At 71.5% G+C, this 26,166-nt stretch carries 21 protein-coding genes; 13 read left to right on the forward strand and 8 right to left on the reverse strand.

The features are described from left to right. Positions 1-411 precede the first annotated feature (411 nt). Complete coding sequence (locus ACYVJS_RS01630; protein ID WP_460737144.1) at positions 412-6,384, forward strand: fibronectin type III domain-containing protein; 5,973 nt, start codon at positions 412-414, stop codon at positions 6,382-6,384. 195 nt (positions 6,385-6,579) lie between these two features. On the opposite strand, the gene ACYVJS_RS01635 is transcribed toward ACYVJS_RS01630, so the two are convergent. Beyond that, positions 6,580-7,470 carry a hypothetical protein gene (locus ACYVJS_RS01635; RefSeq protein ID WP_460737146.1) on the reverse strand — a complete coding sequence of 297 codons (891 nt, stop codon included), beginning with the start codon at positions 7,468-7,470 and terminating at the stop codon, positions 6,580-6,582. 19 nt (positions 7,471-7,489) lie between these two features. Further along, positions 7,490-8,941, reverse strand: coding sequence for a tyrosine-protein kinase domain-containing protein (locus ACYVJS_RS01640; protein WP_460737148.1), 1,452 nt, complete (start codon positions 8,939-8,941; stop codon positions 7,490-7,492). 203 nt (positions 8,942-9,144) lie between these two features. Between ACYVJS_RS01640 and ACYVJS_RS01645 the strand changes: the two genes are divergently transcribed. The 9 genes from ACYVJS_RS01645 to ACYVJS_RS01685 all read left to right on the forward strand — a co-directional run bounded on the left by ACYVJS_RS01645 (position 9,145) and on the right by ACYVJS_RS01685 (position 17,561). Next, positions 9,145-9,279, forward strand: a complete 135-nt coding sequence (locus tag ACYVJS_RS01645) for a hypothetical protein (RefSeq protein ID WP_460737150.1) — start codon at positions 9,145-9,147, stop codon at positions 9,277-9,279. Further along, positions 9,276-10,460, forward strand: a complete 1,185-nt coding sequence (locus ACYVJS_RS01650) for a sensor histidine kinase (protein WP_460737152.1) — start codon at positions 9,276-9,278, stop codon at positions 10,458-10,460. Before ACYVJS_RS01645 ends, ACYVJS_RS01650 begins: the two co-directional genes overlap by 4 nt. Before the next feature lie 129 nt (positions 10,461-10,589). Then, a complete protein-coding gene (locus ACYVJS_RS01655) occupies positions 10,590-11,561 on the forward strand; it encodes a hypothetical protein (protein ID WP_460737154.1) in 972 nt (323 codons plus the stop codon). 5 nt (positions 11,562-11,566) lie between these two features. Further along, positions 11,567-13,195, forward strand: a complete 1,629-nt coding sequence (locus tag ACYVJS_RS01660) for an efflux RND transporter periplasmic adaptor subunit (protein ID WP_460737157.1) — start codon at positions 11,567-11,569, stop codon at positions 13,193-13,195. Next, positions 13,192-13,917: an ABC transporter ATP-binding protein gene (locus ACYVJS_RS01665; protein ID WP_460737159.1), complete on the forward strand. Its 726-nt coding sequence runs from the start codon at positions 13,192-13,194 to the stop codon at positions 13,915-13,917. Before ACYVJS_RS01660 ends, ACYVJS_RS01665 begins: the two co-directional genes overlap by 4 nt. Further along, positions 13,914-15,197: an ABC transporter permease gene (locus ACYVJS_RS01670; protein WP_460737161.1), complete on the forward strand. Its 1,284-nt coding sequence runs from the start codon at positions 13,914-13,916 to the stop codon at positions 15,195-15,197. The genes ACYVJS_RS01665 and ACYVJS_RS01670 overlap by 4 nt, the downstream gene beginning before the upstream one ends. Further along, on the forward strand, positions 15,194-15,640 hold the full coding sequence (locus ACYVJS_RS01675) for a hypothetical protein (protein ID WP_460737162.1): 447 nt from the start codon (positions 15,194-15,196) through the stop codon (positions 15,638-15,640). Before ACYVJS_RS01670 ends, ACYVJS_RS01675 begins: the two co-directional genes overlap by 4 nt. Before the next feature lie 50 nt (positions 15,641-15,690). Continuing rightward, a complete protein-coding gene (locus ACYVJS_RS01680) occupies positions 15,691-16,266 on the forward strand; it encodes a phosphoribosyltransferase family protein (protein WP_460737163.1) in 576 nt (191 codons plus the stop codon). Next, positions 16,191-17,561 carry an amidohydrolase family protein gene (locus ACYVJS_RS01685; RefSeq protein ID WP_460737165.1) on the forward strand — a complete coding sequence of 457 codons (1,371 nt, stop codon included), beginning with the start codon at positions 16,191-16,193 and terminating at the stop codon, positions 17,559-17,561. The genes ACYVJS_RS01680 and ACYVJS_RS01685 overlap by 76 nt, the downstream gene beginning before the upstream one ends. A gap of 36 nt (positions 17,562-17,597) precedes the next feature. Here the strand turns inward: ACYVJS_RS01685 and ACYVJS_RS01690 are convergent, their stop codons facing one another. Continuing rightward, complete coding sequence (locus tag ACYVJS_RS01690; protein ID WP_460737167.1) at positions 17,598-18,062, reverse strand: pyridoxamine 5'-phosphate oxidase family protein; 465 nt, start codon at positions 18,060-18,062, stop codon at positions 17,598-17,600. Between the two features lie 136 nt (positions 18,063-18,198). On the opposite strand from ACYVJS_RS01690, the gene ACYVJS_RS01695 reads away from it, so the two are divergent. Together ACYVJS_RS01695 and ACYVJS_RS01700 are read left to right on the forward strand one after the other, a co-directional pair. Beyond that, on the forward strand, positions 18,199-19,518 hold the full coding sequence (locus tag ACYVJS_RS01695) for a PAS domain-containing sensor histidine kinase (protein WP_460737169.1): 1,320 nt from the start codon (positions 18,199-18,201) through the stop codon (positions 19,516-19,518). Between the two features lie 129 nt (positions 19,519-19,647). Continuing rightward, positions 19,648-20,202, forward strand: coding sequence for a flavin reductase family protein (locus ACYVJS_RS01700; protein WP_460737170.1), 555 nt, complete (start codon positions 19,648-19,650; stop codon positions 20,200-20,202). A gap of 438 nt (positions 20,203-20,640) precedes the next feature. Here ACYVJS_RS01700 and ACYVJS_RS01705 read toward each other — a convergent pair whose 3' ends face one another. Further along, positions 20,641-20,901, reverse strand: coding sequence for a hypothetical protein (locus ACYVJS_RS01705; RefSeq protein ID WP_460737172.1), 261 nt, complete (start codon positions 20,899-20,901; stop codon positions 20,641-20,643). A 104-nt stretch (positions 20,902-21,005) separates the two neighbouring features. After that, positions 21,006-21,602, reverse strand: coding sequence for an arsenate reductase/protein-tyrosine-phosphatase family protein (locus tag ACYVJS_RS01710; protein WP_460737174.1), 597 nt, complete (start codon positions 21,600-21,602; stop codon positions 21,006-21,008). Positions 21,603-21,649: 47 nt separating this feature from the next. On the opposite strand from ACYVJS_RS01710, the gene ACYVJS_RS01715 reads away from it, so the two are divergent. Beyond that, complete coding sequence (locus tag ACYVJS_RS01715) at positions 21,650-22,594, forward strand: lysostaphin resistance A-like protein (RefSeq protein WP_460737176.1); 945 nt, start codon at positions 21,650-21,652, stop codon at positions 22,592-22,594. Positions 22,595-22,872: 278 nt separating this feature from the next. Here ACYVJS_RS01715 and ACYVJS_RS01720 read toward each other — a convergent pair whose 3' ends face one another. From ACYVJS_RS01720 to ACYVJS_RS01730, 3 genes are read right to left on the reverse strand one after another with little or no spacing between them, the layout of a single operon-like run. Then, positions 22,873-24,057: a Dyp-type peroxidase gene (locus ACYVJS_RS01720; RefSeq protein WP_460737178.1), complete on the reverse strand. Its 1,185-nt coding sequence runs from the start codon at positions 24,055-24,057 to the stop codon at positions 22,873-22,875. Then, positions 24,054-24,830, reverse strand: a complete 777-nt coding sequence (locus ACYVJS_RS01725) for a hypothetical protein (RefSeq protein ID WP_460737180.1) — start codon at positions 24,828-24,830, stop codon at positions 24,054-24,056. The genes ACYVJS_RS01720 and ACYVJS_RS01725 overlap by 4 nt, the downstream gene beginning before the upstream one ends. Continuing rightward, on the reverse strand, positions 24,827-26,134 hold the full coding sequence (locus tag ACYVJS_RS01730) for a right-handed parallel beta-helix repeat-containing protein (protein WP_460737182.1): 1,308 nt from the start codon (positions 26,132-26,134) through the stop codon (positions 24,827-24,829). Before ACYVJS_RS01730 ends, ACYVJS_RS01725 begins: the two co-directional genes overlap by 4 nt. Positions 26,135-26,166: the final 32 nt, after the last annotated feature.

A 26,166-nucleotide genomic window follows, 5' to 3' on the forward strand; every position in this document is an offset into this window, starting at 1 on the left:
GGCTGGCGGGTCGACCGGCGGGCGACCGGTCGTGCAGACGTCGCGCCGGGTGCCGCGGTCGCCGTCGCGCCGGGTGCCGGGTGCCTCGGTGAATGCCGGGGTGCCCGAGTCGCGTCGCGCGGGTGCGCAGATGCGACACCTCTGCGCAGCTGCGCCAGGAGATGACTGCGGCGGATGCGGAAAGGTGTGGCGCTTCGAGGGCGCCGTGCGCTGTCCGGTGTTCGGATTCGTCTGGATCTTCCGAATCCGGAAGCTCGGACGGCCGTTGTGCTGCCGCGCGATTCCGGGCGTCGTCAGGATTCCCGGGCCGGTGAGGGTGCGCGGCGCGCCGTGTCGCCGAGTTGACGCGTCTTCGCCGCGTACAGGATCATGCTCGCGAGGGCTGCCGGGGGGTTGCCCGAAGGGGGAGAGATGACCCGTCGTCATCGTTCATCGTCGCGCCTGCAGGCAACGCTCGCGGCCATCGGCGTCAGTGTGTGCCTGGTGCTGTCAGGGTCTTCGCTCGCCTGGGGTGCGACTGCGGCTCCGGAGCCCGTGGTCAGCGCGCCGCCCGTCACCGAGACGGCACCCGCCGACACGGTGAGCCCGGATGCGGCGCCGAGCCAGGCCGCACCGTCGCCGGATGTGGCCCCCGTGGATGAGACGCCCGACGCCTCCGCGCCCCCGCAGCCGACCGACCCGCCGTCCGCCGGCGACGTCACGGACCCCGTTCCCGGAACGGAGCAGCCGCCCGCATCCGACGCGCCGCCGCAGGGCGGCGAGGACTCCGGGCCCGCACCGCAGGAGGGTTCGTCGGCACGTGCCGACACCGACACCTCGGATCTCCCCGGCACCGGCACGGGCGACCACCTCAGCATCTGGTGGGGAGGTTCACCCCAGGACGTGCCCGCGACGCCCGGCGTCGAGGGGATCATCACCCTCACGGGCGTGCTGACCGATTCCGTGAGCGCCCAACCGATCCCCGGGTTCCGGATCGCCGCTGCCGGCGGGTCCGGCGACGGCGAGGAGGTGCTGGCCGACACGACCACATCCTCCGACGGCTCGTTCTCCCTCGCCGTCTCGACGTCGGATTCGTTCTTCCGCCTGCTGCTCGAGTCGGGGGCGTCGCAGCTGTATGTGACCTCGACGGCGGAAGTGGACGGCGCACGCGAGGGCTTCGCCTACGACCTGGGCGCGGTCACGCTCGATCCGGGTGCCGCCGTGTCGGGTGTGGTGACGCTCCCGACGGCGCCGGCAGGGATGTTCCCTGTGAGCGTGCAGGTGGTCGGCGTCGGGGAACCGTACGGGTTCAGTACCTACGAGTTCGCCGCGCCCGGGAGCACGGTGCCCTGGCGCGTCGTCGTGCCGGCCGGGACGTACGACATCGGCTTCTCCGACGGCTCCGCCTTCCTCGAGCAGTGGTGGCAGGGGGCGGCGACCCGGGATGCGGCGACCGCCGTCACCCTGACGGCCGGTCAGAGCGTCGATGGCCTCGACGCGATTCTCGCCCTCGGCACGAACTCCATCTCCGGGCGCGTGGTCACCGCGCAGGGCGCGCCGTTGTCCGGCGTCGGCGTCTCCGCGACACCGGTCTCGACGGTCCCGGGCGCTCCGACGCGGTACTACTCGACCGTCACCGACAGCACCGGACGCTATACGTTCGGCAACGTCCAGCCCGGCGCGTACCGGCTGCAGTTCTCCCCGGCGCGCGGACAGGGGTTGTCCACCTTCTACGGAGGCGCCACCTACGACACGGCGACCATCCTCTCGATCGCGAACGAGGGGTCGACGAACCTCACCGGGATCGACGTCACCATCGTGGCCGGAGCGACCGTCATCGGCACGCTGCCGCAGGCCGCCGCATCCCGCGTGACCAACGTCGCCGCCCGGGCGAACGGGGCCATGGGGTCGACGTACGGCTGGTCGACGGTCGCCCGGGACGGCACGTTCCGACTCACCGATCTTCCGGCCGGTACCTATCGGCTGCAGTTGACGGCCGGATCCTTCAACGAGGTGTGGGGAGATCCTTTCACCGTCGCGGCCGGCGACCAGCTGACGCTCGACGTCTCGGCGTACAGCCTCGAGCTCGGCACCATCGCGGTGACGCTGGACGAGGCGCTCTCGGCCCGGCCCGGCTACATCGACGTCCTCGATGCCCAGACGCGCACCGTCGCGGCCACGATGGGCACGTACACCTCGACGCTCGATGTGCGGGTGCGCCCCGGCGACTACCTCGTGCGCTACACCTCGTACACGGGCGGCCAGCCGGTGTACTACGGCGGCGATTCGCCGGCCACCGCCACGGTGCTGACCGTGCGCGCCGACGACCGAGTGCCCGTGTTCTTGAGCGGTGGCACCGGCACGATCTCCGGCATCATCACGGATGCGGACACCGGCGCTCCGCTCGATGACCTCACCGTTCGCCTCTACCGGGCGAACGACACCGGCGCGCCCGAATCCGCCATCGGCACAGCGAAGACGGATGAGGACGGCGTCTACACGTTCGCTGCACTGAGCGTCGACAACTACGCCGTGCAGGCCGTCGGAGACACGCAGCTCTACGTGAACCGTTGGTTCGGTCCGGCGGGCTCGCGCGAGGACGCCACCGCGATCTCGCTCGGCGCGGGTGACGCGTACGACGGCGCGGATCTCGCCCTGACCCTCGGCGGCTCCATCGCAGGGACCTTCCCCGAGGCGGTCGGTGCGGGATACACCTACCTGTCGTTGTGGGTACAGCCCACACAGGGCGGCTCCAGCCTAAGTTTCTCGGGCAGTGCGTCGACCATGCTCGATGACGGCGCCTTCGACCTGCGGGGCATCCCCGCCGGCGAATACACGATCTCGGGGAGCCTCGGCGGCAACAGCATCGCTCCCACATCGGCGATCGTGGTGATCGCCGGTCAGACGACGTCGGGGATCACCCTCGCCCTGCCTCCCGCGCAGATCACCGGCACCGTCACCTCGGCGCTCACCGGGCAGCCGGTCGGTGCGTACGTGAGGGCGACCTGGCAGTACGAGACCGAGTGGGGCACCTGGCAGAACTCCCAGAGCGCCACCGCCGACGTCACGACCGGGGTCTACCGGCTCTCCGGGATTCCCGCCGGGGCATCCGTCATCCTCAAGTTCGAGCGGAACTATGCGTCCGGCACGCTCTCATCCCAGTGGTGGCAGGGTGCGCAGACGGAGGATGCCGCGACACCGATCGAGATCGGTCCGGACGGGTCCGACCCGTTCGTCGCCAATGCGGTCCTTCAGCCCGGTCTGCGGGTGACGGGTCGGCTCGTCGACGCGCTGACGGGGGCGGGGGTCGCGGGCGTCTCCGTCGGCGACGGCAGCACCAGCGGCACGAGCGGCTCCGACGGTCGGTTCACGGCGGTGTTCGACCGCGTCGGCAGCACCGTGCTGCACACCTGGGCCACGCAGGACTACGTCCCCTCGACGACACCGCTCGTCATCCCGGACGCAGGCCTCGACGGCGTCGAGATCTCGCTGCAGCGCGGATACGGCATCTCGGGCACGGTGGTCGCCGCCAACAACGGCGTGCCTCTCTCCGACGTCTCCGTCTCGATCACCGGTGCGGACGATGAGTACGACTACCGGCAGAGCGTGCGAACGAACTCCGACGGCACCTTCACGGTTCCCGCCCTCATTCCCGGTCGATACAAGGTGGAGCTCGTCAACTACGACGGTCTGTACGTGTCGCAGTGGTACGACGGATCCGCCTCGTTCGACGGTGCCCGAGTGATCGACATCGTCGACGCATCCGTGACGGACATCGACGCGCGTCTGGGCCTCGGCGGCACGGTCTCCGGCCGCATCGTCGACACGAACGGTCAGCCGCTCGCCGGTGCCACGGTGGGCGTGGCGACGGCACCCACGAATGGCATCGCCGGGTTCTTCCAGCGCGTCGTGTCCTTCTTCGCCGGTCCCGCCACGACGAGTCCGATCCTGGGGATCGAGACGACGACGGATGCGGACGGGCACTTCGTCCTCCCGCCGCTGGAGCCCGGGGACTACACGCTCTACGTCTACTCTCCGAGCACCGGTACGACGTGGTACGACGGCAAGTCGACGCGGGCGGAAGCCGACGTCATCCACGTCGGTGCCGGCCAGCGCGTCGCGCTCACGAACGACGTCGAGATCCTGCCGATCGATGAGGGCGAGACGCCGCGTTCGCCGGAGGAGACGCTGAGCGACGCCTTCGACATCGTCGCCGGCCCGAGCTCGCAGAGCGTCGAAGAGGGGCAGACCGTGACGTTCTCGGCGCTCGCATCCGGCACCCCCGTCCCATCGGTCCAGTGGCAGCGGCGCGCCGCCGACAGCGACAGCTGGGTGAACATGGAGGGCGAGAGCTCCCGCAGTCTCACGTTCTCCGCCGCCCTCGCCGACGACGGTGCCGCCTTCCGCGCCGTGTTCACCCTCGGCGACCAGACGCGTGAGACGGATGCGGCCACCCTGACGGTCGTCCCGGCGCCGACCGCGCCCGCGGCGCCGGCAGCCCCGACGGTGAGCCAGGTGAGCACCGCGAGTGCGACGGTGACCTGGGGTGCGCCGGCGGATGGAGGTCGTGCGATCGAGGGGTACGAGGTGGCGGTCTACGCGGCCGGTGCCCAGGTGCCGCTGCGCACGATCACGCTCGGTACCGTCACCACGGCGACCCTCGGGCTGGACGCCGGAACCTCCTACGAGGTCGCGGTCGCCGCGAGGAACGCGGTCGGGACCGGCGCGTGGTCACCCCGAGCGGCCGTGACCACAGCATCCTTCACCGCACCCGCGGCACCCACCGACATCGTGGCGACCTCCGTGACGGCGAGCTCGTTCGTCGTCCAATGGAAGGGCGCTTCCGCGACGCCGAGCGCGCCGGTCACCGGACACCGCGTCGTCGTCACCCACGGCGGCGATGTGGTGAAGGACGTGACCCTGGCGACGGGCACGACGAGTCTGCTGGTCGACGAGCTGCAGCCGCAGACCCTCTACGTGGTCAGCGTCGCCTCCGTGAACGGCGTCGGCCAGACGATCGGTGCCTTCATCGACGCAACGACGGCGGCACTGCCGCCGGCGGCGACCGTGCCCGGTGCGCCCACGGCCCTCGCGCAGCGCTCGGCCACGCCCACCGGCATCTCGATCGGGTGGTTGGCTCTCGCATCCGACGGCGGCGCACAGCTGACGGGGTACCTGGTGCGGGTGGCTCTGGGCGACGCGGTGACCACGTTCACCGTCGGCGCATCGGTCACGGAGATCTCGGTGGGTGATCTCGCGCCGGCGACCGACTACTCGATCACGGTCACGGCGGTGAACAGCGTCGGTGCCGGCCCCGCCTCCTCGGCGTTGATCGCCCGGACGGCGGACGCTCCGGTGGTGCTGCCGGGAGTCCCGCGGCAGGTGAGCGCGGTCGCCACATCCGCGACCGCCGCGCAGGTGAGCTGGCTGGCGCCCGCATCCGACGGCGGCGCGGCGATCAGCTCGTACGACGTCGTGATCACACGCGGCGGCCAGTCGGCTCCCGCGCAGGTCGTCGTCACCGGCACGACGGCGGTCGTCTCCGGCCTGCTGCCCGACACGTCGTACGCCGTCACGGTCGCCGCGCGCAACAGCGCGGGGGCGGGTGAGGCCTCCCCGCAGGTGGCCTTCACGACCCCGGCCACGGTTCCCGCGGCGACCGCGCCGTCGGCACCGTCCGCGCCGCGGCTGGTCGCGAGCACGGCACGCACGGTCTCGTTGACCTGGGACGCACCGAGTTCCGACGGCGGTTCACCGGTCACCGGGTACCGGGTCCGCGTGTTCGGAGGGACGCAGGAGGGTGCGGTCGTGTCCGCCGACTCGACCGCGCTGACCGTGACCAACCTCATCCCGGACACGGAGTACGTGTTCACCGTCGAGGCGATCAATGGCGTGGGCGTGTCGCCCGCATCCGGATTCAGCGAGGTCATCACGACCGCCGCCGACGATGTCGCCGTTCCCCCGACGGAGGGCAACCCCGGTGCGGGTGGAGCGTCCGCGCCCGCGGAGAGCTCCCTGACCGCACAGAACCGGGGCTCCGTCACGCTCGCCGCGGATCGCGTGGCCGCCGGAAGTCGCGTGGGAGTGGCGGGGCTCGAAGCAGGCGGCACGTACGAGGTGTGGTTCTTCTCCACGCCGGCGTCCGGAGGATCCGTGACGGCGGATGCGGCGGGGCAAGCGACGGTGACCGTGCCGGCATCGCTGCCCGCCGGAGCCCACCGCGTGGTGTTCGTCGACTCGCAGAGCGGATCCATCGTCGGATGGGCGTCGTTCACCGTGGCGGGCCTGCCCGCGACGGGGGCGTCGGCGCCCACGATGCTGGCGACGACGGCGGGCGCTCTGATGCTGCTGGGCGCGCTGCTGGTGGTCGACGCCCGCCGCCGACGCCGCACCACGACGCGCTGACTCGCGGAGGCCGGGCGGCGGCGCCGTCGCCCGGCCGCGCCCGGCTGCCCGAGGTGCGGGGATGCGGAACTCCTGCAGAAGTGGGGGTGGAGCGGCTGGTGCGTGGGGGTAGTGGCTGACGTGCAGGAGTTCGGCCGCGCCTCAGCCAGAACCGGGCGTGGGAGGGTGAGGGTGCGGCCCGTGCGGCACGGCCGGTCAGGGGAGGGAACGGACGGTGTCGCCGGCCCAGAGCCACAGTGCGTCGGGTGCCACGGCGAGGGCGGCGGGTCCGGCGGGGGCGTCCGCGAGGCAGGCGTCGCCGACGATCAGGCCGGGGCAGGAGGGGTCCGTGCGCGCCGCGCGCGCACCGTCGGCGGTCCAAGCGACGGCGACTGCGCGCTCCGCGACGGCTTGCCACGCGCCCCCGTTCCACTGCTGCGCGACGCCCTCACAGACGAGGGTCAGCGCGTCGGCATCTCCCTGAGCGCCCCACGGTGACGGGCACGGCGCCTCGACGCGGCCCGAGGGGGTCACGACAACGGCGGGCGCCGCAGGGTCGACATAGGTCGCCGCGGCGAGGGTCGCCGCATCCTGTTCCCAGAATCGTCCCTGCGTGAAGGTGCGCAGTCCCTGCGTCGCGCAGGTGTCGCCCACGCGTGCGACGATGCGCGCCTCCGTCCCGACGAACGCCTCCACGTGCAGGATCTCGCCGATGCCGAGATAGCGCGGCGTGACGTCGCTCCAGGTCTGACCGCCGTCGGTGGATCGCTCCAGCAGGGGTGCAACCGTCCCGCAGTCGCCGGCGGACGCCCGCCACATCGCCTGTGCACCCACAGCGAGGAACCGCTCCTGGGCGCCGGGTGCCGCGACCGGCGCGATCGGCGGGGACGAGGAGGATGCGGTCGGGGACGGTGAGGGGGATGGGGAAGCGGACGGCGTGAAGGAGGGCGCTGTCGTGTGAGGCGGACGAGTCTCGGGCGGGGTGCGCGGGGTCAGCGCCAACACCGCGAGCGCGATGGCGGCGACCGCCAGGACGGAAACGAGAACCCCCGTCAGCGCGCGTCTGACGGGGGTGGAGCGATGAATCGGGCGACGACGTGAGGACATCGCACGAACGCCTCTCTGCTCAGGAGCCCTTCACGAGCTCGTCGAGGCCGGCGTCATCCTCCGGCGCCCGCTTGCGTGAGTTCTTCTTCGGCGCCGGCTCCGGCGGGGTGCCGTACGTGCCATAGCCGCCGTACCCGTAGCCATAGCCGTACCCGTAAGCATCCGGTCCGCGGGTCGGGACCATGCTCATGACGATGCCGCCCACCTTCGCGTCGACCGTCTCGAGAGCCGTGAGGGCCGCGGTGAGCTGACCCGTCGTCGTGCGACCGGCGGCGACGACGAGAATGGCCGCGGTGGTCTCACGCGAGAGGATCGCCGCATCCGTCACGGGCAGCAGCGGCGGAGCATCGAGCAGGACGACGTCGAAGTCGCGGCTGATCGCCTCGAGCAGCTGCGCCATCTGACGCGAGCCGAGCAGCTCGCTGGGGTTCGGCGGCACCTTGCCGGCAGGCAGGACGAACAGTGGACGCTTGCCCCAGGGGAGCATCACGTCGCCGACCTTCGCGCGGCCGATCAGTACATCCGTGAGACCCGCGCCGCCCTCGATGCCGAGGTACTCGGCCACCTTCGGCTTTCGGAGGTCGGTGTCGATGAGGGCGACGCGCTTTCCCGCATCCGCCAGTGCGATCGCGAGGTTCACGGTCGTGGTGGACTTGCCCTCGCTCGGGATGGAGGAGGTGATCACGAAGGAGTGACCGCCGTCCATCTCGATGAACTGCAGGTTCGTGCGCAGGGCCCGGAAGGACTCCGACCGCGTGTTGTACGGATCGGCCTGGATGATGATGGGTCGCTCCGCCGCCTTCGCGTCGAAGGGGATCGCACCGAGGATCGGGCGGTCGGTGATCTGGTTGACGTCGCGGATGGTGCGGATGCGGGTGTCGAGGACGGTCCGCAGCACCGCGATGCCGATGCCGACCGCCAGGCCGATGAGCGCCCCGAGCGCGAGGTTCAGGGGGACGTTCGGACTGACCGGCACGTTCGTGGGGATCGCCGTGCTCGCCGTCGTGAGGCGGACCGGGCTCTCGCCGCCGGTGGACGGCTCGATCTCCTCAACCGCGAGCGGTAGCTGCGCCGCCACGGCATTGGCGATGTCGGCGGCCTGGACGGGGTCGGCGTCGGTCACGGCGATCGTGATGAAGGTGGTGTTGAGCACGCTGCTGACGCTGACGCTCTTGGCGAGGGTGCCCGCACTCACGTCGAGTCCGAGATCGCGGATCACGGGATCGAGCACGAGCTGCTTCGTGGCGACGTTGACGTAGGTCGCCACGCGCTGCTGGGTGAAGTTCGAGCCCTGCGAGATCTCCTGCACGCTGCCGCTGGACTGGGTCGAGACGACCACCGAGGCCTGCGACTCATAGAGGGGCGTGCGGGTCAGCGAGTATCCGGCGGCCGCCCCCAGCCCGACGAGAGTTGCGACGACGATGATCAGCCAGTTCTTCCGCAGAACCCGGATGTAGTCGCTGAGTTCCATGGTGCCTCTCAGATCGGGAGTATCGCGCACCATCCTGCCACAGCCCTTATTTCGGGCCGGTGAACGATAACGCTCATCGGACTTCCCGGCCGTCGGCGGCGCCGGGGGAAACTACTCAGTCTCACGAGTGCGGCGACCACGCCGGGGCTAGGTTCGTCACGGCGGTCTCCTGGGGGAGCCGCCTGTCTGGGGAAGGGCGTGCGATGTCTCTCGCGAATGCTGCCGCGTGGGCGGCGACGGCGACACAGGGTCTGCCGTGGGTGTGGGGGGCGTTGGGTCTGGTCGGATTCGCCGCCCTGGTGACCATCGTCGTGCGCGGGCGTCGCGAACGAGAGTGATCGCCCCCACCTCCGACCGATGGATCCGCCGTGCCCGCCGCGCCGGATCGATGACCGTCTCCCCGGTGGCACGGGCGGCCGCATCCGAGGAGCGCGCGCTCTCGCGCATCATGGTCGGGGCCACCGCGCTGGTGGCGGGTCTGGGTGCGGTGCTCGCGAGCGTGCAGGCCGTGCTCGTGCTCGGAGTGGTCTCCGACGACATGCGCCAGCTCGCCCCCGACCCGTTCTCCGAGATCGTGCTGCGCTGGGCGTACAACTTCAGCGCCGTCGCGATCGTGGTCGGCGGTGCGTCGCTGCTGCGCCCCGAGCGGCGGGGGACGCGCGCGCGAATAGCCGTCGTGCTCTCGCTCGCCGTCACAGCCGCTGTCATCCGATCTCTCTTGCAGGTGCTCAGCGGAGTGGTGGATGCGGCGTCGGCGGGCGCCGTGCGCGTGGTCTGCCTGGAGACGGCGATGACCTTCCTGCTGGCTCTGCTCGCGCTCGGCAGCGGACTCCAGTTCGCCGACGTCTGGCGTCGCGCCAGAGAGGCGGATCTGACCCGCATCGAGGCGCAGGAGCGGGCGCTGACCCTCATGGACGATGTGCGCGCCGAGGAGCTGCGGGTGCGCAAGGACGTGGCCGCCACGATCCACGGGTCCGTGCAGGGGACGTTCGTCGTGCTCGAGGCGGAGCTGCGCGACATCGCCGCGGGGAGCCCGACGTCGCAGCGCATCACCGAGGTGGCAGACACGCTCGCCCGCCTGCGCGAGCACGAACTGCGCGCCCTGAGTGAGCGGCTGTACCCCGTCGATCTCGACCGGGGCCTGGCGCCCGCGGTGCGTGCGCTCGCGGCCCGTACTCCTGCGCACGTCGAGATCGTCGACGACGCGTCGCCGCTGCTCGCCGTGCTCGGCGCCCGCATCGACAAACGGATGCGGATCGTCGTGGTCCGGGTGTTGGAGGAGGGGCAGACGAACGCGCTGCGCCACGGCGGCGCGCGCCGCATCCGACTCGCCGCGCGTGTGAGCCGTGGCGTGCTGCTGCTCGAGGTCGTCAGCGACGGAGCCTCGCCCGCCGGCGACGTCCGGATGTCGGGACTGGCTCGTCTGCGCCAGCAGCTCGATGTCGTCGGGGGGACCCTCGAACTCGCCGCGGGTACTGCAGGCGGTGCGGTTCTGCGCGCGCGACTGCCGCTGATCTGAGCGGGGCGACACCCTATCCGATCTGATCGGACGGATGCGCGGCGTCTTCCCAGATGGGAAGACGCTATGCGATCCCTAAGCTGAGGATGTGCGTCGTCGCATCGGCGCCGGTGATCCTATGGGGGAATCATGGTTCGTTCACGCCTGCTCGCCATCGCGCCGCTCACCGTCGTGGCGGCACTCGCCCTGGCCGCGTGCTCGCCGGCCGACGCAGACAAGGGCGATGACCGCCCCGAGTCGCCGCTGTCGGCCTATCTCTCCTCGATCTGGGGCGGTGACCTGTCGACCGAGGAGCAGGAGGCGCGCTTCACCGAGCAGCAGAAGAAATCCGAGGAGCTCGTGGCGCAGTGCATGTCGGAGGAAGGCTTCGACTACACGCCCAACATCCAGTCGGTGTCCTTCAGCAGCAGCAGCGACATCGAGTGGAAGCCGGACGACCGCGACTGGGTGACCCAGTACGGCTACGGGATGGTCAACTACCCCGGCCGCGATGAGACGCCCACCGACCAGCAGGAGTACGTCGACCCGAACCAGGACTACGTCTCGAGCCTGTCGGAGTCGGAGCAGGCCGCGTTCTACGAGGCGCTGTACGGTCCGTCACCCTCCGAGGAGGAGCTCGGCGAGGACGGCTCGTACGAGTACGACTGGACGAAGGCCGGCTGCCAGGGCTGGGCGCAGCACGAGTCCGGCGCCAACCCGATGATGGACGAGGAGTTCCAGGCCATCAACGACGCCATCAACGACTTCTACACGAAGATGGCCGAGGACCCGGGCTTCGCGAAGATCGACGCCGAATGGGCCTCCTGCATGGCCGACGCCGGCCAGTCCGGCTTCGCCAAGCAGGGCGATGCACAGACGAGCATGTCCGACAAGCTGAACGAGTACTACAGCGGACAGACCGCGTATGTCGAGGACGACCCGAAGCTCAAGGAGCTCGGCGAAGAGGAGATCACCCTCGCCCTCGCCGACCTGGATTGCCGCGAGAAGACGAACTATCGCGACCAGTACGAGAAGGTGCAGTTCGCGCTCGAGGAGCAGTTCATCGCCGACAACAAGGCCGACCTCGACGCCCTCAAGGCGGCCGCCGAGCAGGCGAGCTGACCGAGGTGGCACGAAAGGACCTCGATCCCGCCCCCGATGACCCCTCGGGCGATTCCGCGCTCACGCGCGAGCTGCTCGGCGAGGACGCGGCTGCTGCCGCGACCGACGCGGAGGATGCGGGAGCACCCCGCGGACGCTTCGCCGCCCTGCGCGGGTGGGGACGCGTGTTCCACGGCAACCGCCCACTGTGGATCACCTCCGCGATCGCGGTGGCGAGCCTCGTGATCGGGCTGCTCGTGGGGACGTTCGTCGTCTCGCCGGTGGAGGCGGCATCCCGCGCCGACGCGCCGGAGCCGGGACTCATCACGGTTCCGGTGGAGTTCGGCGAGCTCAGCAACGACGTGACGATCCGCGCCGATGTCGGCTACGCGGATGCGGTCGAGGTGACGATCGACACGGCCACCCTGTCGGGGCCGGCTGTGGTCACCGGTCAGGTGCCCGAGGTCGGCGCCGAGCTGAACACGCTGTCGATCGCGCTGGAGGTCGCCGGACGCCCCGTGATCGTGCTGCCGGGCGATCTGCCCGCGTACCGGAGCCTGCGCTTCGGCGTCTCCGGGCCGGATGTGGTGCAGCTCAAGAACGCGCTGCGCAGCGTCGGCATCGACGGGGGAGACCCCGCCTCGAACGTGTTCGACGCCCAGACGGCCGCGGGGATCACGGCGCTCTACGCCGCCGTCGGCTATCCCGCACCCTCCGGGGACGAGGGGGCCGCCCAGGCCGTGACCGCCGCCGAGGCCGGCGTGCGTTCGGCCCAGCAGGCGGTCGCCGCGGCCCGGGCCGACCTGGACAAGGCGCGGTCGGGAGCCGACGTCGTCGCCGTCAAGGCCGCCGACAACGCGGTCGCGGCAGCCCAGCGCGCGGTGAACGATGCGATCTCGGCGAACCGACCCGCATCCGAGATCGCCGATCTGCAGGACACCCTCGCGCTCCGCCAGCTCGAGCGTCAGCAGTTGGACGCGCCCGCCGACACCTCCGCGCAGCGTGCCGCCGTCGACGCCGCCAACGCGCAGGTCCAGCAGGCTCAGCAGGACCTGCAGCGTGCCCGCGAGGGGTCCATGGCCTTCCTGCCCTCATCCGAGGTGCTGTACCTGACGGGCCTGCCGCGCCGCGTCGACACCGTCAACGTCACCCGCGGCGCGGTGCTGCAGGGTGCCGCCATGACGGTCTCGGGAGCCACCGTGCGCCTCACCGGATCGGCGGGCGAAGCGGATGCGGCCCTGCTGCAGGTGGGCGGCGAGGCGAGCTTCGAGCTGCCCGACGGGACGCCCCATCGCGCCGTCATCACCGCGCTCGCTCCCAGCACGAGCAAGGATTCGACGGGACGGTGGTCGATCGAGCTGGAGCCCGACCCGCTGACGCCCGAACAGATCCAGCAGATGCAGGGATCCAACGTGCGCGTCGCCATCCCCGTGGGCGCGACCCAGGGCGAGGTCCTGTCGGTCCCGGTCGCCGCGCTCACCGCGGGTCCCGGCGGCGAGGCGCGGGTCGAGATCGTCGAGGGCGACCCCCGCGATCCCGACGCGAAGACCCGCCTGGTCACGGTGAAGACGGGACTCGCCGCCAGCGGCGCGGTGGAGATCACCCCGCTCGAAGGCGCCGTCGACGAGGGCGACCTGGTCGTGGTCGGACGATGACGCAGACCGCGGCCGTGACGGATGCGGCCGGGATCGATGCGGTGCCGGCGGCGCCGCTCGTGCAGCTGCGCGATGTCACCCGGTCCTTCCCCGGACCTCCCGAGGTGCAGGCGCTCAAGGGGATCAACCTCACGGTCGAGCGGGGCGACTACGTCTCCATCGTCGGTCCCAGCGGTTCCGGCAAGTCCACGATGCTGAGCATCCTGGGTCTGCTCGACCGACCGAGCGTCGGGGAATATCACCTCGACGGCGTTCTCACCTCATCCCTCGACGAGGACAGCAGGGCCGCCGTCCGGGCACGCCGCATCGGGTTCGTGTTCCAGGCCTTCCACCTCATGTCGCGACGCACCGTGCTCGACAACGTGCTGATGCCGATGCTCTACAGCGGCGTGCCGCGCAGCGAGCGCGAGGACCGTGCGCGCGCGGCGCTCGAACGGGTGGGGCTCGGCGGACGCACCGGCTTCCTGCCGGGGCTGCTCTCCGGCGGTGAGCGCCAGCGCGTCGCCGTGGCGCGCGCGGTCGTCAGCCGGCCGAGCCTGCTGCTCGCCGACGAGCCCACGGGCAACCTCGACCGCCGCACCTCCGACGAGGTCATGGACCTGTTCGATGAGCTGCGCGCCGACGGGCTCACCCTCATCGTCATCACGCACGACGACGCCGTCGCCGCGCGAGCGAGCCGCCGCGTGCGGATCGCCGACGGCCGCCTGAGCGAGGTGGCATGAGACGCCGCCGTGCCGCCGCCCGCGAGGGCGTGGACCTCAGCGCACTGGTGCCGCCGACGCCCCGCGCCGACCGGTTCACCTCGCAGGACCTCGTCGCCGAGGCGACCGCCGACATCGGTTCGCGGCCCGCGCGGCTGATCATGACCATCGCCGGAACCGTGCTCGGCATCGGTGCCCTCGTCGCGACTCTCGGATTCGCGCAGACGGCCGCGGGTCAGATCGCCCGTCAGTTCGATCAGGCGGCGGCCACACGCGTCGAGATCACGCCGGCCGAGGCGCGCACGCAGTCCGGCGCCTCCGTCGCCACCGCGCGCCTGCCCTGGGACGGCGCCGAGCGCGTCGAGCGGCTCGCGGGCGTGGTCGCCGCGGCGACCCTCGCCGAGGTGACGCTGCCCACAGGCTCCGCGATCACCGCGGTGCCCGTGTACGACCCCTCGGCCGCATCCGCAGCTCCCGCTCCGGTCGTTGCCTCATCCGAGGGTCTGCTCGACGCGCTCGGCGGACGGGTCACCCAGGGGCGGATGTTCGATGCCGGGCACGATGCACGCGGCGACCGCGTCGCGGTGCTCGGAGCCCGCGAGGCCGATCGGCTCGCCATCAATCGCGTCGACAGCCAACCCTCGATCTTCATCGACGGACTGGCGTACGCGGTCATCGGCATCGTGGACTCCTTCGAGAGGCGCGCCGACCTGCAGGATGCGGTCATCATCCCGGTGGGCACCGCGCGCGCCGACTTCGCGTTGGCCGCTCCCGGCAGCATCCAGGCACGCGTCGACGTGGGGGCGGGGCCGCAGATCGGCGAGCAGGCTCCTCTCGCGCTGGCGCCCGATGCTCCGGATCAGATCAAGGTCGCCGCTCCCCGTGGACGCAGCGACCTGAGCCAGAACGTGCAGGCCGACGTCAACGTCGTGTTCATCGCGCTCGGTGTGATCGTGCTGCTGGCAGGAGGACTCGGCATCGCCAACGTCACCCTGCTCTCGGTGATGGAGCGCACACCCGAGATCGGGCTGCGTCGGGCGCTCGGGGCGACACCGCGGCAGATCGCGGGCCAGTTCATCGCGGAGTCGGCGATCATCGGGATGCTCGGCGGCATCATGGGTTCGGCGGTGGCCGTGCTCTCGGTCGTCCTCGTGTCGGTGATCGCGGGGTGGAGCCCGGTGATCAACCCGCTGGTCGCCGTGGGGGGAGCCTTCCTCGGCGCCGTCGTGGGACTCGCGGCCGGATGGCTGCCCGCACGGCGCGCCGCCCGCATCGAACCCATCGCCGCCCTCCGGGGATGAGCCGGGCGGCCGGGCTGGGGCGCGCGGTCAGCGCTGTGGCGGCCGTGCCCCAGCCGTCGCCGGATCCCACGGTGCCGCCGCCGCTCACCGCAGACGCGGCTCGCGCCGAGATACGGTCGCTCATCGAACGCAGCGTTGCGGCGGCGGGCGGAACACCCCTGGACGCCGACGGCGCGGAGCTCGCCGCATCCGACATCCCGTTCGACGCGGCGCCCTGCGGAGACACCGGTACGCGGTTGAGCGCACAGTTCTCGATCCGCGCCGACGATCCCGACGACGCCGTGGCGCGGCTGCTGTGCGTCTGGGACGATGCGGGGTACGCCCCCGACCGGGCGATGCAGCAGGACATCCGCTACAGCGACACCCTGCCGGTGGAACGCCTCGTCGTGCGGGCCGCGAATCCCATCCGCGTGTGGGTCGAGAGCGCCTGCGCCATCCCCTGACCGGGTGGCCGCGAAACCGGGGCGACACACGCGCGGCGTAGCCTCCGGACATGCCCGCAGACACGTACCTCGCTCAGGTCGGCAGCCAGCAGATCACGCTGCCGATCATCCCCGTCTCCGACGACCTGTCGATCGCGCTGATGATGGTGATCGATCACGGGGTGCGCTTCGCCGAGACGGCCGGGCGCGAACTGGCGGAGCGCTTCGCGGATGCGGGCGTCGACGTCGTCGTGGCGCCGGCGACGCTCGGCATCCCCGTCGCCATCGAGGTCACTCGCGCCCTCGGCCTCGACGACTATGTGATCCTGCAGAAGACCCGCAAGGTGCACCTCGGGGACGCGCTGGAGGAATCCGTGCACGCCATCACCAGCACCACGGGCGCAGCTCTGCTGCTGGATCGGGCGCGTCTGTCGGCGGTCGCCGGCAAACGCGTGCTGTTCGTCGACGACGTGATCTCCAGCGGCTCGTCGTCCGGTGCCGCGCTGCGCCTGCTCGAGAGGGCCGGCGCCGACATCGTCGGGATCGGTGCGCTGCTGGCGGAGGGGGAGGGGTGGCCGGCGGCGCTCGCACCGTACGCGGATCGCGTCGCGGTGCTGGGGCGCATCCCGGTGTTCCCGCGCGCGTGAGCGTCGTCGACCTCGTCATCGACGACGCCGTCGTCGTCACGATGGACGCGGCACGTCGTGTCGTGCGGGGATGGATCGCGATCCGTGACGGCGCCGTGGCGGCCGTGGGCGAGGGGCCCGCGCCCGCAGCGAACGAGCGGATCGACGCGCGCGGGGGCATCGTGCACCCGGGATTCGTGAGCGCGCACACCCACTCCATGGATGCGGCCGCCGCAGGCTCGTTGGATGAGTCCGTGCCGTTCTTCGACTGGCTCTTCGGCACGTACTACCGCACCGTCCTGGCCCTCACCCCGGCGGATGCGGCGCAGGCGGTGCGCAGCCTCGCGACGGATGCGGCGCGTGCCGGCATCACGACGGTGCTCGACTGCTGGGGAGTCGGCGACGTCGGCACGCGTCGCGCCGACGAGGCCTTCTCCGCGAGCGCGACGGCCGCGCGGACGTCAGGGATCCGGTGGATCCTCGCGCCGATGGTCTCCGATCGCCTGCCCGGGCAGTGGAGCCCATGGCTCGACGCTGCCGAACGTGCGGGCGGCTTCCGGCGCGAGGCTCTCACCGCTCCCACCGGGACCGCTCTGCGTTTTGCCGCGTCCGCGCTGGATGCCGCCGCGGGCCGGCTGTCGGTGTTCGCCTGCACGGAGCTTCCCGAGATGGCGTCGGACGAGCTCTTCGTGGGGCTGGGCGCTCTCGACGCCCCGGGCATGACGACCCATCTGTGCGCCTCCGACGCCGGGGCCGCCGGCATCCTCGGTCCCGACGGGCGCCCCGAGCGGGCAGTGGCCCGCCTGGAGCGGCTCGGAGTGCTCAGCCCGCGTCTGGTGGGCGCGCATCTGAGCGCGACCGACGCGGACGACAGGGAGCGGCTCGCGGCCCACGGATGCGGCGGGGTGCACTGCGCGGCGTCGTCGATGTTCGCCGGCTCTGGCCGGAGCGCCTTGGGGGAGTTGCGGGAGTCCGGCATCGGTATCGGACTCGGCCTCGACAACCGCAGCCTGAACACCCCCGCGGACATGGTCGCCGAGATGCGCCACGCGCTCGCCTTCGATCGTGCTGTCGGCACCGGGGCCCGGCGGGTGACCGCATCCGATCTGCTGGCGCATGCCACGATCGACGCGGCGCGGGTGCTGGGGATGGCGGAGGTCATCGGCTCCCTCGAGCCGGGCAAGCATGCCGACCTGGTGCTCCGAGCCGCACCGGACTCTGCGTCGATGCCGCCGGAGGCGCAGATCGTGCTGGCCTCTCGTCCGGACGACGTGCGACTGGTGCTCGTGGACGGGGCGCCCGTCTTCACCCGGTGATCGCGCCCGGACCGCCGAAGGCCCGGGCGCGAGGCGTCAGAGCTCGACGGTCTCGTTCTCACCCTCGACGCGGTGGCCGGTGAGGGCGGCGACGGCGCGGACGATCTTGCCGCCGGGCGCGGTCCAGTACTCCGCGCTGTCGGCGTGGAAACGCAGCAGGCCCGCGGCGGGGTCCTCCGGGCCGCCCTCGAACCAGGCGTCGACGGCCGGGCTCCACAGCTGTTCGAGCTTGGCGTGGTCGTCGACCATCGTCGCCGTCCCCGACAACGACACCCAGGCGTCGTCGCCGCTGAGCGACACGTTCACGCGGGGTTCGCGCGCGACGTTGACGGCAGCGGAGGTCCCCGTGCCGACGATGAACCACAGGTCGCCGTCGAACTCCGCCTCCTGCACGGTGAGCGGGTGCGCGACGAGCTTGCCGTCCGCCTCGACGGTGGTGACCATGGCGAACCGGAACTTCTTGATCAGACCGGCGAGCTCTTCGTGTGTGTTCTCGGACATGTCCGTTCCTCCTCTGCGGATGCGTGCCGCCATCGTCGCTCTGTGGCAGAGCCGGGTCGAGCACCCCCCTCCCGTCACGCGGATGTGCTACACACGTGAGCGGATGCGGCGGGGCCGCGTTTGCGGCAGAATCCAGATGACGCGTACCCGACGCCTCGATCCGACGAGCGATGAACTGATCGACGTCCCGATGGGAGCCGACATCTCCGAGCCCGATTCCTCCGCCGCGCCGTCGTCCGAGGAGACGCCGGTCGCCGCCGCGCCCGCATCCGGCGTCGGACTGCCGATTCCTGTCGGCGCCGTTCCGGCAGACGCCCCGACGGGCGCGCTCGTGCAGGATTGGACCGCGCAGGTGACCTCGGTGGCCATCGTGCACCTCGACATCGAGGGTCGGGTCGTGGGGTGGAACCCGGGCGCCGCGAAGCTGAAGGGCTACGCCGCCGACGAGATCCTCGGCTCTTCCTTCACACGCTTCTACCGGGAGGAGGACCGGCTGCGCGGTCTCCCGCTGCGGCTGCTCGCGATCGCCGCGACGCGAGGGTCGGTCGAGGACAACGGATGGCGGGTGCGCGCCGACGGTTCGCTGTTCTGGGCGCACGTGATCATCACGGCGTTGCGTGACGACGCCGGCGAGGTCTCCGGGTTCGTGAAGATCGTGTCGGATCTCACCGCCTCCAAGCAGCGAGAGGATGCGGAGCTCGACTTCCTGCGCGCCTTCGCCCATGACTTCCTCTCGCCCATCACCGCGCTGCGCGGCTACGTCGACCTGATGGCCGAGCCCGGCGGCAACACGACCGCCGCCGTCGAACGCATCTCCGCCGTCACCGATCACCTCGCCACGATGATCCAGGACCTCTCCGCGCGCCTCGTGCCCACCCGTGCGCGCCAGGCGCGGAGCCGGGCGGATGCCTCCGCCACGGTGCGCGAGGCGGCCGAGCTCGTGCTCCCCGGCGACGCGTACGGGCGCATCCGCTATCGCTCACCGCGTTCGGTCGCGGTGCAGGCGGACCCGGTGGCCCTGCGACGGGCGATCGCGAATCTCGTCGACAACGCGGCGAAGTACAGCGAGGGGCCCATCGATATCTCGGTCGAGGTCGACGGAGCCCAGGCGCGCATCGCGATCTCCGACCGAGGTCGCGGCATCGCGCCCGAGGACCTCGAGCGCATCTTCGACCCCCTCGAGCGCGGGCGGCTGTCGAACCCGGACGACGGTGGAACCGGAATCGGGCTGGCGAGCACGAAGGCGCTCATCGAACGACAGGGCGGCGAGGTGCTGCTGTGCAGCACGGTCGGGAAAGGAACGACCGTGACGATCACACTCCCCGTCGACGACGACGGCGGGCTCGCGTCGGACGACGCATCCAGTTCGGCCGTTCGCGACATCCGAGCAGCCGGCGACCGGCGTGCCCCCGACGGTGGCACCGTGCGCGACTGCGTGACGCGTCCCGCTGCGTAACGATAGCTGTCGGTAATCGACTGATCGCCGTCAGGCATCTTCACTCCCGCGTAAAGCCCGCGTAACACCGGCTTCGTAGCGTGGCGGTGCACCCGCGGACTGCGCTGACGGGTGCGAAGGAGAGCCGCAATGACCTGGAACCACCCGTGGGCCGAGATCGTCCCCGGCCCCGACGGGATCGCCCGTACCGTCCTGCCCGCCGCTCCGACGGACGCGGATGCGGTGCGCGACATGTTCGCGCAGCATCCCACGGGCATCGCGGCGATCTGCGCGCTCACGCCGGAGGGGCCGCAGGCGATGGTGGCGACCTCGTTCGCGCTCGGCATCTCGTTCGCCCCGCCGCTCGTGCTCTTCTCGGCGCAGCAGTCGTCTCGCACGTGGCCGCTGATCGCCGGCGCCTCACGCATCGGCGTCTCGGTGCTCGGGGAGGAGAACGCGGCGGCGGTGCGTACGCTCGCGTCGCGCTCGGGCGACCGGTTCGCCGGTCTCGTCACCGCGCAGACCGACGGCGGCGCCATCCTCATCGACGGCGCGCGCATGTGGCTCGAGTGCCGGGTGCACAGCGACGAGCCGCTCGGCGATCACCGTCTGGTCGTGCTGGAGGTGCTCGGCGGATCGAGTCATCGCGGCACGGCGCCGCTGATCTACCACGACGGGGGAGTGGGGAGCCTGGCCGCATCCTGAGGCGGCCTGCGGGCCGGCCGTCTCGCGGTGAGGGGGGCGATCGGCATCCCGAGCCCCGCCCGCCCCACCGCGACACGACCGGCTCGACGTCGAACCACTCGGACCGCTGCGCCAGCGTCGAAACGCGGCGCAGCGGTCCGAGTGCGGCCGCAGATCGTGGTCGGCCCCGACGTCTGCGCTTGTGCGGGAACCGACGAACACGTCACGACACGGAAGGCGTGTCGGGGAGAGAGACCGCCAACCCACCGCAGGGGTCTGTCTCCACCGGCACCCGTGTCGCATTCTCTGCGTCCACGTGCTTACTCAACTCCCTTTCGACCCGGAGATCCGCGCCCGAGACCGTGAATAACACACGACGGATGCGGGCATCCTCCGCCGCTGGGCGCGAACGACGAGGGGCCGCATCCGACCGGATGCGGCCCCTCGCCTCGCGGGATCTCAGTAGCTGTTCATGTTCACCGCGGCGACGCCGGCAGCGATGGCGATGATCCAGATGATGACACCCAAGGCGAACAACACGGCGCCGATGATGATGCCGACGAGGGCGGGCGTGTTCTTGTAGCCGGCCTTCTTCGACTGGTTGAAGGCGATGGCCGAGATGATGAGGCCGATGACGTTGAAGAAGATCGCGACGACCAGGCCGACGACCCCGAGAGTCTTGCCCGGGTAGTCGACGCCGGGAGCGGGCTGCTGAGTCATGAGGAGTCCTTTTGCTCGAGACGGGTTGACCGCCCCACTCTGGCAGAAGTCTGGGAGTGAGCGCAGAGCTCTTGACGCAAACGGTTGAAAACTCTAATGAAGCGTCACGGGCGCGCGGCGATGGCGAGCAGCCGGACCGTCTCGCCCAGAGCGGGCATCAGCTCGGACGCCATCTGCTCGTACACGTCCCATTCCCGGCGATACGGGTCGACCACGTCGTCGAGCGAGGGATCGACCGGCGCCTCGATCTCGCCGCGCACCGAGACGAGGTGTGCCAGCAGCGCGTCCAGCCGGGCGCGCGGATCGGAGCCCGCCGCGCCGGCCACCGATCGGGCATCGTCGTCAGACACGTGGGCGGCCAGGCGAGCGAGCTCGCGCACGGTGAAGGTGCGCCGTGTCGCCGCGGGCGCGAGTTCGACGACCGCGCGACGGTGCTCGCGCGTCATCGCCAGCACGAGCGCGGGCGTGCGCAGATGGTTCTCGTCGAGCCATCGCGCGCGGTGCGCGCCGATCAGGTCGTCCGGAACGCCGTAGGCGTGCGCGAGCGCAGCCGCCTCGGGGGTCATGGGCTGGTCGACGAGTGCCTTCACCCCGGCGCTCCCCGCCGTGACGCCCTTCCGGCCGAGTTCGTCTCGGAGGATCACCTCGGCGAACGGTGAGCGGCAGATGTTGCCGGTGCACACCGTCAGAACCTCGAGCATCGCCGGTGTCTCCTGTCCGCCGGGCCCTGCCCGGTAACCTGGCCCCTGTGAGCGAGTCTACCGAGCCCGGCAGCGGCGAGTCCGGCGCCTACCGTTCCTCGCGCTTCGAGCGCTCCGAGGACGGAGCCTGGACCGCTCGCCGGCAGGACGCGGCGGCCTCCGCGGAACGCTTCGGGAATCTCGGCCTCGTCGAGGCGGAGATCGACGAGCAGTCGGAGCCCGAGCGCCGCCGCCGCCGGCGTCCGCGCGCACCGCGCGTCTGGCTGCAGGGCGGCAGTACGACGCAGCGGTGGAGCTGGCTGCTGGTGGGCGGCGCGCTCATGAGCCTCGGAGCCGGTCTGCTGATCGCGACGGCGGCGTCGGCTCTGATCGGCGGCGCACTGGGCGGATGGGTCGGGAGCCTCGTGCTGTGGGCCTCGATGATCGTCCCTGTCGTGTTCGCCTACTCGCGTTCGGTGCCGCGCGGCCTCCTGCGATTCCGGGCGACGGACCTGCTCTTCGGGCTCTTCCTCGGACTCGGCCTGCGCGTCGTCAGCGGCCTGTTCGAACAGGCGGAGCGGGGCTCGGCGTTCTGGCCCGCGCTGTCCACGACCGACGGTCGCCTCTCTGGCGTGGATTGGCTCGCAGATGCGGTCGTACCCGTCGTCGTCTCACCCGTCGTGGAGGAGTTCTTCTTCCGCGGGTTCCTGCTCGTCGCGTTGTTCACCGTGTTCCGGCGCCTCACGCGGTCGCCGTCGGTCGCCGGCGCGGGGGCTGCCCTGATCAGCACGGGCATCTTCCTGCTGCTCCACCAGTTCACGGGGTCGCTGACCGCCGGCGCGGCGGGCGCCGCATCCATCGCGCTGTTCGGACTCGCCACGGCGGCGATCGTGCTGGTCACGGGACGATTCTGGGCGGCGCTCATCGCCCACGTCGTCTTCAACGGATCGTATGTCGTGCTCGCCGTCGTCGGGACCCTCGCGGGGCTCAACGGGGGGATCGTCGCGGCCTGAACCGCGCGGGGTGAAGCGGCGGGTGAAACCCGGCCCTGGGGTGCCCCCGCCTCCGCGCTGCGAGGTTAGCGTCTGTTCACCCGATCCCGTCTGTCGGAGCTCGACGCCGTGTCCTCGAGCTCCGACAGCACCGCACCCTCACCGCCCGGAGGCTCCCTTTGCCCCGCTCGTCCCGCGCCGCTGTGCGCCTGGCCATGCTCGGTCTCACCCTCGTCCTCGCCGCGAGCGTGCTGCTCGGCGCGATCGCCCTCATGCGCGGCACCCTGCCGCTCTGAGTCTCAGCGGCCGAGACTCGCGCCGAGGTCGCCGTCCGTGCGCCCCGGGACGATGAGGAAGGAGGCGGATGCGGTCGGTGTGGCGAACGTCATCAGATCGTCCGTCTCGTCGAGGCGATGCTGCGTGCGCACGAAATCGTCGAGCTCGCGCTGGAAGCACATGAACAGCAGCCCGTCGTCGGGAGCCTGGCCGGGACCTGCGGCATTGCTGTACGCGTAGCCCCGTCGGAGCATGAGCCGGCTGCCCGTGAACGAGGGGTGGGCCGCGCGCACATGGGAGCGGGAGGGCACGAGATAACTGCCGTCGGGACTTTTGGCCGTCAGATCCGCCTCGGCCGTGGGGCCGCCGCCCGACAGGGGATCGCCCGTGGCGCGCACGCGACCGACGACCGCATCCTGGCGCTCGCCGGGCAGCGCCTGGAACCCGGCGGTGTCGAGTCGGAGACGCCGGATCACCGCGATGGTTCCGCCCGCCGCGGGGCCGTCCGCGATCCAGACGTTCTCGTCGAGCTCGTCCTCGCCGTGGGGCACGATGATCCCGTCGTGGTAGCCGAGAGGATTGCGCACGACGGTGCCCTCGCCGGCGCCTCGCACACAGGGCTGCGTCCACCGGCGGACGGCGCCGCCGGCGGCGGCGAGGACGTCGGCGATGCTCGGGTGCAGCGCGGCCGCATCCGACGCGTACGCCGAGATCAGCAGGTCTCCGCCGCGCATGTCGTCGGCGAGCGACGCGTCGCTGGTGAAGCGCGGAAGCTCCGCTGCTCCAGGAAGCGAGGGGTCGATGACGGCCACGAGTCGAGGCCCGATGCCGACGGTGATCGTGAGGTCGCCGGGGCCGTCGGGCAGCACGATCCGCGCGGTCGCTGCGGGGTCGGTGAGCGCGTCGATACGCTCGCCGAGCGCCGCCAGCATCGCGATCACCGCCGCCGCCGTGGTGATCTCGGGTGTGTCTGCGACGACCACCAGCCCGTTGCGCTGCGGCGTGGCCGGACGAGCGATGCCCGCCTGCGTGCGCCCCCGCGAGGGAACGGTCGCAGTTCCGGTCGTCGGAGCAGTATCGGGAACGGACGCCGCGCCCTGCGCGAGCGCCCACCCGCCCGCGGCGCCGAGCGCTGCCCCGCCGAGTCCGATGCCGCCGCCCAGCAGCAGTGCGCGGCGGCTGATCCCGGATGCCGGTGTCTCGCTCACTGTGCCGCCCCTGTCGCCGCGGTGAACACGTCGGGGAGCGAGACGCCGTCGGCATCCGCGAACGTGACCGTGGTCCACTCCGCTCCGCCGCCCAGACGCACGTCGAGCCTGCGCAGGAGCGATGTGTCGTCGAGCCAGTAACGCACGGTCGCCGACGCGGGGTCGGGGGCGGGCGTCGCGGCGACCTCGTCGCTCTCGGGACCTGCGTACACCGTCAGCGTCTCGCCGTCGACGTCACGGGTTCCGAGCCAGAGCGCTCCGCTCTGCTGCAGCAGCAGCGGGTTGTCGGGGCGATCCGCCCCCAGCTGCGCGATGACCGACAACACCGCATCCCGGCGCGAACCGGCGGGGTTGAGCGCGTCACCCGCCCACGCCGTGTCGAGTTGATCGGCGTCGGGGATGGGGAGCGGCGCGGGGCCATCGCCGGCCTCCGGGGTCGCGGTCGAAGCCGGATGCGTGCCCGCGACCTGCGTGTTCCACAGCAGCAGCTGCGGATCGACGCTCTGCCACCGCCCATAGCCGATGACCGTGGCGTAGTCGTACCAGCCGTCGAAGTGCGACTCGCTGCCCTTCTCTGTGAGCGAGAACGAGATCGCGCGCGCGCCGGTGTCCTGGTTGCGCAGCCGCATCGTCGCGAGCTCCTGCGCCTCCTCGCTCGTGAGCGGGCGCGCATCGCCCGGGGCGAAGTCGTCGGAGGACGCCGCAGCACATCCGGTCAGGGCTGCGATCGCGACGGCGACGACCGCCAGCGAGGCGGCGACGCGGCGTCTCATCCGCGAGCACCGGCGGCGAGCAGGTCGGGCGCCGGAAGACGATAGCGGCTGAGGTCGGGGGCGCCGAGGGAGGCGGGGAGCGAGCGCGCGGGGGCGTCGGGGTCGGGAAGCTGAGGCTGCGGCGGGGGCGGCGGCACGGCGCGGAAGCTGACGCCGGGCGGAGCGACGGACGAGGGAAGCTCCGCCGACTCCGCGGCTGGCTGGTCGACGCCGGTCGCGCAGTCCGCGGCGAGGGTCGCGGGCAGCACTGTGACAGCGGCGGGATCCACGCAGTTTCCCTGCGCGGGCGCGCGCGGACCCGAGATGTTGGCGGTGTCGACGCCGTTGCCCTCGAAGGCGTTGCCTGTGAAGACGTTGCCCTGCGCGCGCAGATCCTCGGTGCCCGCCAGCAGGATGCCCGCGCGCGCGTTGCCGGTGATGCGGTTGTCGCGGATGTCGTTGTCCGTGCCGCCGCTGATGCCGATGCCGATCCCGAACCCGCCGTCCGCCTGCACGGGGGAGCTCGGTTCGACGTTGTCCGAGACGAGGTTGCCGACGACGGTGTTGCCGGACTGCGGGACGAAGGCCTCCTGGTAGTTGGAGATCAGCGTCAGACCCACGCGGTTGCGGCTGAAGCGATTGCCCACGATGTACACACTGTCGGAGGCGTTCGCGTTCTCGAACCCGACGGCGTTGTTCTCGGCGATGTTGTCTCTGACGGTGATGTCGCAGTCGCGGCACTGCCCGACGTAGATCCCGCTGTCGGCGGAGCCGGAGGCGTAGGAGTTCGCGATGACCCCGTGCTGGGCGTCGAAGGCGTAGAGCCCGTACAGGCCGTTGTTGTAGGCGGTGACGTGATCGATCGAGAAGCGCTGCACCGGCGGGAACTTCGCGGGGTCGAGATGCGTGTATCCGCCGCCGCCGTGCGCCGTGGGGCCGTTCTCGTCGTGGAGTCCTGTCACCAGCACGCCGTAGAAGGTCGCGCCCGTGACGGTGAGGTTCTCGACGCTCACCCCGTCGGCGATCGCGACGATCCCGTAGGGACGCTGCCCCTCGCCGTCGACGACGGTCTCGTTGCGATCGAGACCGCGCACGGTCACGCCCGGCTTGTCGACGAGGACCTGTTCCGGGTAGACGCCCGGCGAGACGAGGATGAGCCCGCCTTCGGCCACGCGAGCCACGGCCTCGGAGATCGTGGGCGCATCCGCCGGTACGGCGACCGTCTCGAGCGTCGCGGGTTCGGCGGCGCAGGCGGCGAGAGCGGACGCGGCCACGGCAAGGGCGGCGAGAGCAGCCGCGAGACGGCCCCTCGAGGAAGCAGGCATGACCGGATCCTAACCGCGGTCGGCGCGCCGGC

This window comes from Microbacterium neimengense, assembly GCF_054782995.1.

Excerpts from the sequence above, each read along its gene's own strand:
- ACYVJS_RS01630 (WP_460737144.1), top strand. The coding sequence starts at position 412 with ATGACCCGTCGTCATCGTTCATCGTCGCGCCTGCAGGCAACGCTCGCG.
- ACYVJS_RS01635 (WP_460737146.1), bottom strand. The coding sequence starts at position 7,470 with ATGTCCTCACGTCGTCGCCCGATTCATCGCTCCACCCCCGTCAGACGC.
- ACYVJS_RS01640 (WP_460737148.1), bottom strand. The coding sequence starts at position 8,941 with ATGGAACTCAGCGACTACATCCGGGTTCTGCGGAAGAACTGGCTGATC.
- ACYVJS_RS01645 (WP_460737150.1), top strand. The coding sequence starts at position 9,145 with ATGTCTCTCGCGAATGCTGCCGCGTGGGCGGCGACGGCGACACAGGGT.
- ACYVJS_RS01655 (WP_460737154.1), top strand. The coding sequence starts at position 10,590 with ATGGTTCGTTCACGCCTGCTCGCCATCGCGCCGCTCACCGTCGTGGCG.
- ACYVJS_RS01665 (WP_460737159.1), top strand. The coding sequence starts at position 13,192 with ATGACGCAGACCGCGGCCGTGACGGATGCGGCCGGGATCGATGCGGTG.
- ACYVJS_RS01670 (WP_460737161.1), top strand. The coding sequence starts at position 13,914 with ATGAGACGCCGCCGTGCCGCCGCCCGCGAGGGCGTGGACCTCAGCGCA.
- ACYVJS_RS01675 (WP_460737162.1), top strand. The coding sequence starts at position 15,194 with ATGAGCCGGGCGGCCGGGCTGGGGCGCGCGGTCAGCGCTGTGGCGGCC.
- ACYVJS_RS01680 (WP_460737163.1), top strand. The coding sequence starts at position 15,691 with ATGCCCGCAGACACGTACCTCGCTCAGGTCGGCAGCCAGCAGATCACG.
- ACYVJS_RS01690 (WP_460737167.1), bottom strand. The coding sequence starts at position 18,062 with ATGTCCGAGAACACACACGAAGAGCTCGCCGGTCTGATCAAGAAGTTC.
- ACYVJS_RS01695 (WP_460737169.1), top strand. The coding sequence starts at position 18,199 with ATGACGCGTACCCGACGCCTCGATCCGACGAGCGATGAACTGATCGAC.
- ACYVJS_RS01700 (WP_460737170.1), top strand. The coding sequence starts at position 19,648 with ATGACCTGGAACCACCCGTGGGCCGAGATCGTCCCCGGCCCCGACGGG.
- ACYVJS_RS01705 (WP_460737172.1), bottom strand. The coding sequence starts at position 20,901 with ATGACTCAGCAGCCCGCTCCCGGCGTCGACTACCCGGGCAAGACTCTC.
- ACYVJS_RS01710 (WP_460737174.1), bottom strand. The coding sequence starts at position 21,602 with ATGCTCGAGGTTCTGACGGTGTGCACCGGCAACATCTGCCGCTCACCG.
- ACYVJS_RS01725 (WP_460737180.1), bottom strand. The coding sequence starts at position 24,830 with ATGAGACGCCGCGTCGCCGCCTCGCTGGCGGTCGTCGCCGTCGCGATC.
- ACYVJS_RS01730 (WP_460737182.1), bottom strand. The coding sequence starts at position 26,134 with ATGCCTGCTTCCTCGAGGGGCCGTCTCGCGGCTGCTCTCGCCGCCCTT.